Here is a 10,040-nt window from a genome sequence, read left to right on the forward strand (position 1 = left end):
GAAAAGGAACGCCCGCCAGGACCCATCACCTTCACCCAAGGCCTCAGACGCTTCAACGCCATCGTCGACGGCTTCGTTCTCGCCTCACAAAAATGAACCCGAAGCAAATGTGTGCGCACGCTAGCCCCTGTGGGAGAAGGCAAAGACGTGCCTGATCAGGCGGCCGCTTCCTGCTGTTGCAGCACGGTGCGGCTGAGGCGGCGGACCTCCTCGTCGTTGAGCAGGCCGCCAGCGCGCAGCAGGCTGGCAAAGCGGCCATTGCGCAGCGACAGCTCGGTGAAGCCGCCCATCTCGACCACCCTGCCCTTGTCCATGAACACGACCAGATCGGCGTCGCGAACGGTGGTCAGGCGGTGGGCGATGATGAAGGTGGTGCGGTCGCGGCGCAGTTCGTCGATCGCTTCCTTGACGCGGTCCTCGGTCTCGACGTCGAGCGCGCTGGTCGCCTCGTCGAGCACCAGGATCGGTGCGTCCTTCAGTACGGCACGGGCAATGGCGATGCGCTGACGTTCGCCGCCCGACAACTGGCCGCCACGTTCGCCAACCACCGTGTCGTAGCCATTGCTCTTGGACAGGATGAAGTCCTGTGCGGCAGCCGCATTGGCGGCGGCATGGATCTCGTCATTGCTTGCATCGGCGCGGCCGACACGGATGTTGTCCTCGATCGAGCGGTTGAGCAGGCCGGCATCCTGGAACACCGTGGCGATCGAATGGCGCACCGACTTGCGGGTCACGGTGCGGGTGTCGATGCCGTCGATCAGTATACGGCCATGGGACGGCGAGAAGACACGCTGCAGCAGGTTGATGAGCGTGGTCTTGCCGGCACCCGTCGGGCCCACGATGGCGACGGTCTGGCCCGCCTGCACCTCGAAGGACACGTCGTCGATGCCTTGGCCGGAATTGGCGAATTCAAAGCCGACATTCTCGAAGCGCACATGGCCGGTGACGTTGGAAAGATCGCGCAAGCCGTCCGGCTCGGCGGAATCAGCCGCGGAGTCCTCGAGATGGTAGAAATCCTCGAGCTTGGCACGGGCCTCGGAAATCTGGTTCGCGAAAGCCGACATCTGGTCGAGGCGAGCGATCAGCATCGTGGCAAAACCGGTGAAGGCAATGACGTCGCCGACACCCAACTGACCATGAGTCACGAGATAGGAGCCGATCGACAACACGATCAGCATCGAGATTGCCGATGACAGACGGTGCAAGGCATTGGCCAGCGCCCACCAGTCGAGCACAGGGTTCTGCGCGTCGAGCAGGTTCTTGACGTAGCGGCGCAGCGTATCGGCCTCGTGGCCGAGGCGATTGTAGCTCTGCAGCACTGCAACGTTGCTGACCGAGTCGGTCACATGCGCGAACACCTTGTGGTAGTGGCGCTCGACCGCGGCCTGGCCCGCCTTGGTGCGGCGCATGACCATCCGGCCGATGCCGACATAGAGCAGCCCGAGGCCAAGCAGCACCAGCGACATGCGCAGGTCCATGCTGATCGCGGTCGGAACCAGCAGTACGAGGGCGACAGCCGTGGACAGATGCTGGCGCATGAATTCGAGCCAAAGGCTGAACAGGGTTTCGACGGCACGCAGCATCGTGTGCAGCGCATTGGAGGTGCCGTGCTGATGGTGCCAGGCGAGCGGCATGGTGATCACGCGCTCGAACGACTCGCAAAGCACTTCGCTGCGCCGAGCATGGGCAAAGCGGTCAGCGCCGCGCGCCACCATGACGAAGGCAACGATGTTGAAGGCGCCGAGACCGGCCCACATGATCAGGGTGGTGAAGACAGAGCCACGCTCGGAGATGGCGCCGATGACGCGACCGAACATAATCGGCTCGAGAAGCGCTACGATGGCGAGAGCCACGTTGGCCGAACAGATCAACGCAACGCGTTTCCTGTCCGCGGCCAGATAACCGAGAGCTCGCCAGTAGATTTGCAGAAGGGTCACCCCAGTTACTCCGCCACGCTGTTTATTGTGCACTGCATCATTTTATTCGTACCGGTTGATACGTCGCAAAACAATGGCCGTGTACCCCTTCAGTTCCCTTAGAGCGAACAAAAGATGGCGACGTTCCGAAATCTGCCGTGATCACCTAACGGTTTGAGAAGACAGGTAAAATGTCAGGCATGCGGCGAAATCATGGCAGTTGGCACGTGCTGCCATAATTTTAATCAGCAACAATGTCGGGCGGATGACTGAGGCCGAAATCGCCTTTCGCGAAGTATAAAGCAAAACAAAGCTGCAGGATGCCCTTCCAGGCGAAGGGTGGCCAAACCCTCACCGCTCGCGGCTACTCCTATGGGGCGCCTCAAGCCTTTGATTACATAGACTTCTCGGCGGGATGCCCCTCAACGGCAGACGGCAACGCCAGGCGGGATGGGGCCTCTCATCCCGCCGTGGTGACAAAAGTCGCGGCCCGGAACCCCCGCTCCGAGCGCATGCTTTTTGGGCAACAGGCCTCAGGCCGGGATCCTGATGACCACCTCGGCAACTTCGCCGTCCTTCAGCTCGACTGCCGAAGCCTTGGTCTTTGCCCCATTCACCTCCAGCGACACGGCCTTGGCCTTATTGTCGCGAATGACACGAACCTTGAGTTCCGCCCCCAGCATTTTGAGATTTGCCGAGTACCCATCCCAGTGGCTTGGCAGCTTCGGCTTGAACTGGACACGCTTGCCGCGCCGTTCGATGCCCAGAATGCCTTCGACCGCAGCCCTGTAGAGCCAGCCGGCAGAGCCGGTATACCAGGTCCAGCCGCCACGGCCGCCCTTGCCGTTGCCGGCATTGTCGTCCCCGGCATAGATGTCGGCCGCCACGACATAGGGCTCCACTCGATAGTGCTCGGCCGTGGCCTCGTCGGTCGCGTGGTTGATGGGATTCAGCATCGAGAAACAACGATAGGCCTCGTCGACCTGCCCCATCTCGGCAAGCGCAATGACGAACCATGTGGCGGCGTGGGTGTACTGGCCGCCATTCTCGCGCACGCCAGGCGGATAGCTCTTGATGTAACCGGGGTCCTTTTCCGTCTTCGAGAATGGCGGCGTGAACAGCTTGACGATCTTCAGCTTGTCGTCGACGAGCAGCTTCGTTGCTTGCTCCATCGCGGTCGTCGAGCGTGCCGGATCGCCCTCTCCCGAAAGCACGCTCCAAGACTGGGCGATCGAGTCGATCTTGCACTCCTGCGAGTTGCGAGACCCCAAAGGCGTGCCGTCGTCGAAACTGCCGCGCCGGTACCATTCGCCGTCCCATGCGGTGCTCTCCAGCGCCCGCTTCAGAACATCGCCATGCTTTGCCCAGGCCTGTGCTCGCTTGGCATCACCCTCGGTCTTGGCGACGGGGGCGAAATCGCCCAGCGTCTTCAACAGGAACCAGCCGAGCCAGACGCTCTCGCCCTTGCCGTGCTCGCCGACGCGGTTCATGCCGTCGTTCCAGTCGCCGCCGAGGATCAGCGGCAGGCCCGCGGGGCTGCTGCGCTTGATGGCGAGATCGAGCGCACGCGCGCAGTGGTCGTAGAGCGTCGCTGTCTTCTTCGAAATTTCCGGGGTGAAGAAGGCATCGTGCTCGCCCTCGCCCAGCGGCTGTCCATCGATGAAGGCCAATTGCTCCTTGAGGATGGAGGCATCGCCAGTGACCAGCAAATAGCGCGCCGTAGCGTGGGCAAGCCAGACTACGTCGTCGGAGATCAACGTGCGTACGCCAGCACCCGTGCGCGGCAGCCACCAGTGCTGCACGTCGCCTTCGGGGAACTGCCGCCGCGCCGCGTTGAGGATCTGGTCGCGCGCCAACTGCGGGTCATGCGCCAGCAGCGCCAGCGTATCCTGCAACTGGTCGCGGAAGCCGAAGGCGCCGCTGGCCTGATAGAAGGCCGAGCGGGCGCGGATGCGGCAGGCCAGGCTTTGATAGGGCAGCCAGTGATTGACCATGGCGTCGAGCGCCTTGTCGGGCGTCTCGACCTGGATGGTGTCGAGGAAGCCGCGCCATTCGCGCTCATTGTCGGCCAATCGCTGGTCGAAGTCCTTGGCCCGATGCTCCTGCACCAGCGCGCTCGCCTCCTCGACCGACTCGGCGTCGCCGAGCAGCCAGAGCAGCGTCACGTCGCCGCCTGCCGGGATCTCGACGTCGCGGGCAATCGCCGCGCACGGATCGTCGCCGGCCTCGACACGGCCAGACAGCGCCGCACCGCTCAGTACCGCCTGCGGTAGCTCGCTGGAGCCATGCCGGCCCAGGAACTCCGATCGGTCTGTCGTCACCGAATGGACGCCGCCGTCGGCCGCCAGGAACGCAACCCGCTCGCCGAAATCCAGCCCGTAGGGATTTTGTGCGAGCAGCGCCCCACTGGCGGCATCCCGCGACGGGACGATGGTTGCCGCAGTGCGCGACCGATGCCCGCCGAGCACCCATTCGGCATAGGCATAGACACGCAGCCGCGCCGGCACCGAGCCGGAATTCTGGATGCGCAGCCGCGAGATTTTCAGGGAATCGACCGGATCGACGACATGGGTAAGGTCCATCGACAACGGTCCGCGCTTCGAGCGGAAGGTCGAGAAACCCTGGCCGTGCCAGGCCTCGTAGGTCATCGAGGGATCGCGCACCATGGCGGCGAGCGGCGAGAATGCCTTGCCGCTGGCCTGATCGTAGATATAGAGGCCCTCGCCCGGGCGGTTCGAGACCGGATCATTCGACCACGGCGTCAATTGGTAGTCGCGGCTGTTTCGGCTCCAGGTGAAGGCTGCGCCCTCGGCGGAGGTGTGGAAGCCGAACGAGGCGTTTGAGACGACGTTGATCCACGGCTGCGGCGTCGTGCGCCGCCCGGCCAGGCGCACGACATAGTGCCGTCCGTCGCCGTCGAAACCGCCAAAGCCGTTCCATTGGCTGAGTCCGCTGCCATCGGCGCTGACATTGGCCACCGCCTGCGAGGCAGGAGTATGCGTCGTGGGTGTCGGCGACGGCAATTCACGCGGAATCGGCAACGTTGCCAGAGCATCCCGCGCCTGCAGGGCCGCCGCCTCGGCGCGCTCGATCTGGTCGAAGATGGTGCCGTTGCGCGTGTGCAGGACGACGCGGGCGACGGCGAGCAGCGTCTTGTAGGTGGTCTCGTCCATAAGATCGCGGCGCACCGCGAAAATGTGCTGGCGCGGCCCGAGCTCCTTGCCGCGCAGACGGCTGTTTTCGCACAGCGTCTCGACCGCCCGCTGCAGGTCCTGGACATAGGAGGACGCCTGCTCGTTGACGACGACGAAGTCGATCATCATGCCGCGGGTGCGCATATATTCCTGGAACCGCAGCGCCTGGGCGACGATTTCGAGATCGGCGACATCGCCGATCCTGACCAGGAAGATCGGGAAATCGCCGGAAATGCTTGTCGGCCACAGGCTCGACTGCTTGCCCAGCCCCGAGGCGATGGATTCCGCGGGAAGACGCAGGAACGGATCCGGATAGATCAGATAGCGCGCCAGCTTCTGCACATTGGCGGCATCGGTCAGGCTGAGGCCCATATGGCGGGTCTGCACCTGGCTGCGGGTCCAGGCAAGCATGGCCTGGCGGGCAAAGCTCTCCGGATGGTCGAGGCGGGCGATGGCTTCGTCCAGTTCGGCACGGCCGGCGCCGACGACTGTCCAGAAGGTCAGCGATATCTTCTTGTTGGCCGGCACGCGCACCTGTCGGCGCAGCGAGGCGACGGGATCGAGCGTAAAGCCTGAGTGGCCGCCCAGCCTGGCGCCCGGGTCGAAAGCGGCTGCGTCGACGATGGTGCGGCCACGGCCGATGAAGGCGCGCCTGTCGGTCTCGGCCTCGGCGTCGCGCGCCGATCCGGACGGATCGGTGACGAAATGCACCATGGCGATATCGGGCTCGCTGGTCTCGCGCTTGCGCCGCGTGGCGAAGATCGCCGCGTTGTTCGCAGAGATTTCGGTTTCCACGAACATCTTCGAGAAGGCCGGATGCGCGTTGTCGGACGCCTCCAGGCCGAGCACCAGCTCGGCAAAGGAGGTCACTTCGATGTGACGGTCGGACGGACCGTCATTGTAGAGCGTGACCCGACGGCCCTCGCCATTGCCTTCCGAGATGACGATGCATTCGACCTCGGAGCGCAACGTGCCCACCGATTTGACGAAGCTCGCCTTGTCGTCGGAGAACAAGGTCTGCGCCTTTTCCTCGGCGGCTCGCTTCGGTTCGGCTGTAGCCGACCACCAGTCGCCGGTGCCGGCGTCACGCAGGAAGATGTAGGAGCCGAGCCGGTCCTCGGTCGGATCCGGCTGCCAGCGGGTGACGGAGAGATCGCCCCAGCGGCTGTAGCCCGAGCCGGTCGCGCTGACCATCACCGAATAGCGGCCGTTCGACATGACGTTGGTCGACCGCAGCGACTGCAGCGGATTGAGCACGATGCGGGTGTCGGGGCTGTCGACTTCGGTCTCGTCCTTGGAGCGTTCGTCGGCCTCGGTCCTGACGGTCGCTGTCGGGATGTCGCGCGGCGCCCTCTCCTGCAGCAAGAGTTCGGCCGATTCGATGACCGGATCGCTGTGGAAGCGGTCGCGCATGCGACCTTCGAAGATGGCGTCGGCAACCGCCGCGATCGACATGCCCGAATGGTGGGCCATATAATTCTGGACGACGACATGGTCCGTGCCTTCCGGCACGCGCTGCGGCGTGAAGTCGACGGCATCGTAGTAGCCGTGGCGGCCGAGCGCCCCGATCTCCCGCAATCGGGCGAGATTCAGCACGGCTTCACGCGGATTGAACTGGGCCGCCAGTATGGTGGCGTAAGGCGCGATCACCGTGTTCTGGCCAAGACCGCGCTTCAGCCCGAGGCCTGGAACGCCGAAATTGGTATATTGGTAGGTCAGTTCGCGGTCGCGGGCATTGTAGGCGGCCTCCGAAATGCCCCACGGCACGTTCTTCTGGCGGCCATACTGGATCTGGCGTTTGATGATCAGCTTGCTGGTCTGGTTGAGGATCGAGCCCTGCGGCTCCTTCATGACCAGCGGCGGCATCAGATATTCGAACATCGAGCCGGACCAGGACATCAGCGCGCCCTGGAAACCGATTTCGACGATCGGCCGGCCAAGCCTGAACCAGTGCTCGGTCGGCAGATCGCCCTTGGCGATGGCGAACAGGCTGGTCAGCCGCGCTTCGGAAGCCAGAAGGTCGTAGCAGCTTTCGTCGAGCTGGTGTTCCTCGACCCGGTAGCCGATCGACAGCAGCTTGCGCTCCGGCCGCATCAGGAAGGAGAAATCCATCTCGAAGGCATAGCGGCGGGTGCGCTCGCGTAAGGTGAGCAGCTTGGCACGCAGCGCCTCGACGGCATTGTCGTCGCTGTGTGCGTCATGGACGTGCGCTTCGCAGGTGGCTTCCAGCCTTGCCGCCCAGTCGACGATGACGTCGCTCTGGGGTGACACCGCCTCGGTATGGATGGCGGTGGCCAATTTGCGGATTTCGCCTGCCAGCACAGCCAGGTTGATGGTGCGGATCGACGCCATTTCGGGCTGCGCCTTGATGGTGTCGACAGCGCGCCGCATGCCGTCGAGACGGTCGGCGAGGCGCTGGCGCAGCGGGCGCAACTGACGGCGGTCGTCGGGCAGATCATCGAGGCTTTCGCTGAGGATGGTGACCGTGTCGAGAATGCCTTCGAAATCGCCCTGGAGGTGGACGGAGGGCGCCTCGGCCCATTCGGCGCAGGCCGCCGCCACCGCCACCAGATGGCCAGCGAGGTTGCCGCTGTCGACAGCCGAGATGTAGAGCGGATAGAGCGGCTTCAGCGTCGTGGTGTCGTACCAGTTGAAGAGGTGACCGCGCTCACGCGGCATGCCCTCGATCGTGGCCATGGTGGCGTCGATGCGGGTGATGGCGTCGGACAGGCTGATCCAGCCGAAGTCGCGGGCGGAAACGACGGACAGCAGGTAGACGCCGATATTGGTGGGCGAAGTACGAGGCGCCACCACCGGCGCCGGGCTTTCCTGGAAATTGTCGGGCGGCAGATGGTGATGCTCTGCCGTCACGAAGCTTTCGAAATAGTGCCATGTGCGCCGCGCCACCGTGCGCAAAGTATGGATATCGGCCTGCGATATGCGCAAGCGATCCTCGGTTTCAGCCGAACGGCTGATCCAGCTGGCGATGGCGGGCGAGCCAATCCAGAACAGCGCGAAGAAGAAGGCAACGAAGGCGCCGGTCGAGTCGGCCAGCACCGGAATGGCAAGGCCGACGAAGCCGATGATCACGGCGCCATACATCATGCCGTAATAGGAACCGACATCGTTGTCGCCCGCCTTGTGCGCCTGCGAGGCGGTGCGCCATTCCAAAAGGTTCTGGCGGCTGACGAACAACCGATAGAGCGTGCGCACGATGGCATCGCCCATCATCCAGGCGTTGTGCGCCATCAGCACGATCTTCAGCGCCACCATGGCGGTGCCGAAGGCGACGTCGCGTGCCAGGGCCGAGAAATGGCCGCGTGGCGTCTGGTCGCCGCTCTTGGGCAGGATGGCGTTGACGATGTCGAATGTCGGCGCCATGAACAGGCTGAGGATCAGCAGGGCCTGCCATTGCGCGGCCTGTGTGAAGGGCAGCAGCGTCCAGCCGGCAATCGCCGCCATCACCCAGAAGATCGGCGTCAGCGAGCGGCGCAGATTGTCGATCATCTTCCAGCGCGACAGCGCAGGCACGCCGGAGCGCGGATCGAGCATGAAGCCGAGCAACTGCCAGTCGCCGCGCGCCCAGCGATGGTGGCGCGAGGCGTCGACCGAGTAGCGGGTCGGATAGTCCTCGACCAGTTCGACATCGGTGACCAGCGCCGATCTCGCCAGCGCGCCCTCCAGCAGATCGTGGCTGAGGATGGTGTTTTCCTCGATGCGGCCCTGGAGGGCGGCCTCGAAGGCGTCGACGTGATAGAGGCCCTTGCCGGTGAAGGACCCGTCGCCGAAGACGTCCTGATAGAGATCGGACACGGCAAAGACATAAGGGTCGAGGCCGCGATTGGCCGAAAACACCCGCTGGAAGAACGACGCATCGTCGCCTGATGTCAGCGACGCGGTGATGCGCGGCTGCAGGATCGCGTAGCCGGCGGTGACGACGCGCTTGCTGGCATCGAAATGCGGCCGGTTGAGCGGGTGGCAGAGCTTGCCTACGAGGGTGGCGACCGCGTCACGGGTGGTGCGCGTGTCGGCATCGAGCGTCATCACGTGGACGACGTTCTCCGGCAGCGGCACGTCGAGCGGCAGGAACGTGGTGTCGCTGTCGCCGCGCAGCAGAAGGTCGAGTTCATGCAGCTTGCCGCGCTTGCGCTCCCAGCCCATCCACGACCCTTGCGCCGCATTGAAGAGCCGGCGCCGGTGCAGGATATAGAAGCGCGGCGCGCCTTCGGAGGGATAGCGTGCGTTGAGGCGAGCGATCTCGGCACGCGCGAATTCGAGGATTTCGGTGTCGGCAGCATCGATCTCGGTCTTCGAGTCCGGCCAGTCCGACAGCAGCGCGAAATGGATTTCATCGGCCGTGTTGGCGAGATGATGCACCTCGATATTGCGGATGTTTTCCTCGACATCGTCGCGCGAGCCGATCAGCGACGGCACCACCACCAGCGTGCGCGCCTCGGGCGGCACGCCGTGCCGGTAATCGTAGCCGACGAGGCGCGTCGGTTTCAGGAACAGCGAAACGACCGTGTTGAAGAAGGCGAGCGCGCCCTCGCTGGCCGGCACGGCAAAAAGCGCCAGCATGAGGACGATCGAGGGCACCGACAGGCCGAGATTGGCAAGCGCGTTGCCTGAGAGGACGAGAAGCAGCGCCGTCAGCGCAAACACCGGTACGACGATGCCGAGCCAGCCGGTCTTGCGGAAGGCACGCTTGACTGTCTGGCTGATGGTGGGTCGATAGCCGATCGCCTTCTCCAGCTCGAGCCGGCGTGGGCCGACGAGAAAGAAGCCGACATCGGTGTGGGCGGACCCGGTTAAAACGACGTCGCCGTCGCCATCGCTGGCGGCGTGGCCGGCCAGCTCGATGGCCTTCTCGGCGACGCGATATTCCGAAAGGTTCGAGCGGCGCGCCAATTCCTCGATCGCGGTCCGGTAC

Annotated in this window: 2 protein-coding genes; both read right to left on the minus strand. The window is 64.3% G+C overall.

Annotation, left to right across the window (positions count from 1 at the left end; translation table 11 throughout):
- Positions 1-155: 155 nt before the first annotated feature.
- Positions 156-1,937 (minus strand): glucan ABC transporter ATP-binding protein/ permease, encoded by a 1,782-nt coding sequence (locus EN914_RS11610; RefSeq protein ID WP_024505587.1) that lies wholly within the window; start codon positions 1,935-1,937, stop codon positions 156-158.
- A gap of 512 nt (positions 1,938-2,449) precedes the next feature.
- The coding region (locus EN914_RS11615; protein ID WP_127389088.1) for a GH36-type glycosyl hydrolase domain-containing protein at positions 2,450-10,040 on the minus strand (7,591 nt) is incomplete at its 5' end.

Origin of the sequence: Mesorhizobium sp. M7A.F.Ca.CA.001.08.2.1 (genome assembly GCF_003998455.1) — a bacterium.
Taxonomy (GTDB): domain Bacteria; phylum Pseudomonadota; class Alphaproteobacteria; order Rhizobiales; family Rhizobiaceae; genus Mesorhizobium; species Mesorhizobium ciceri.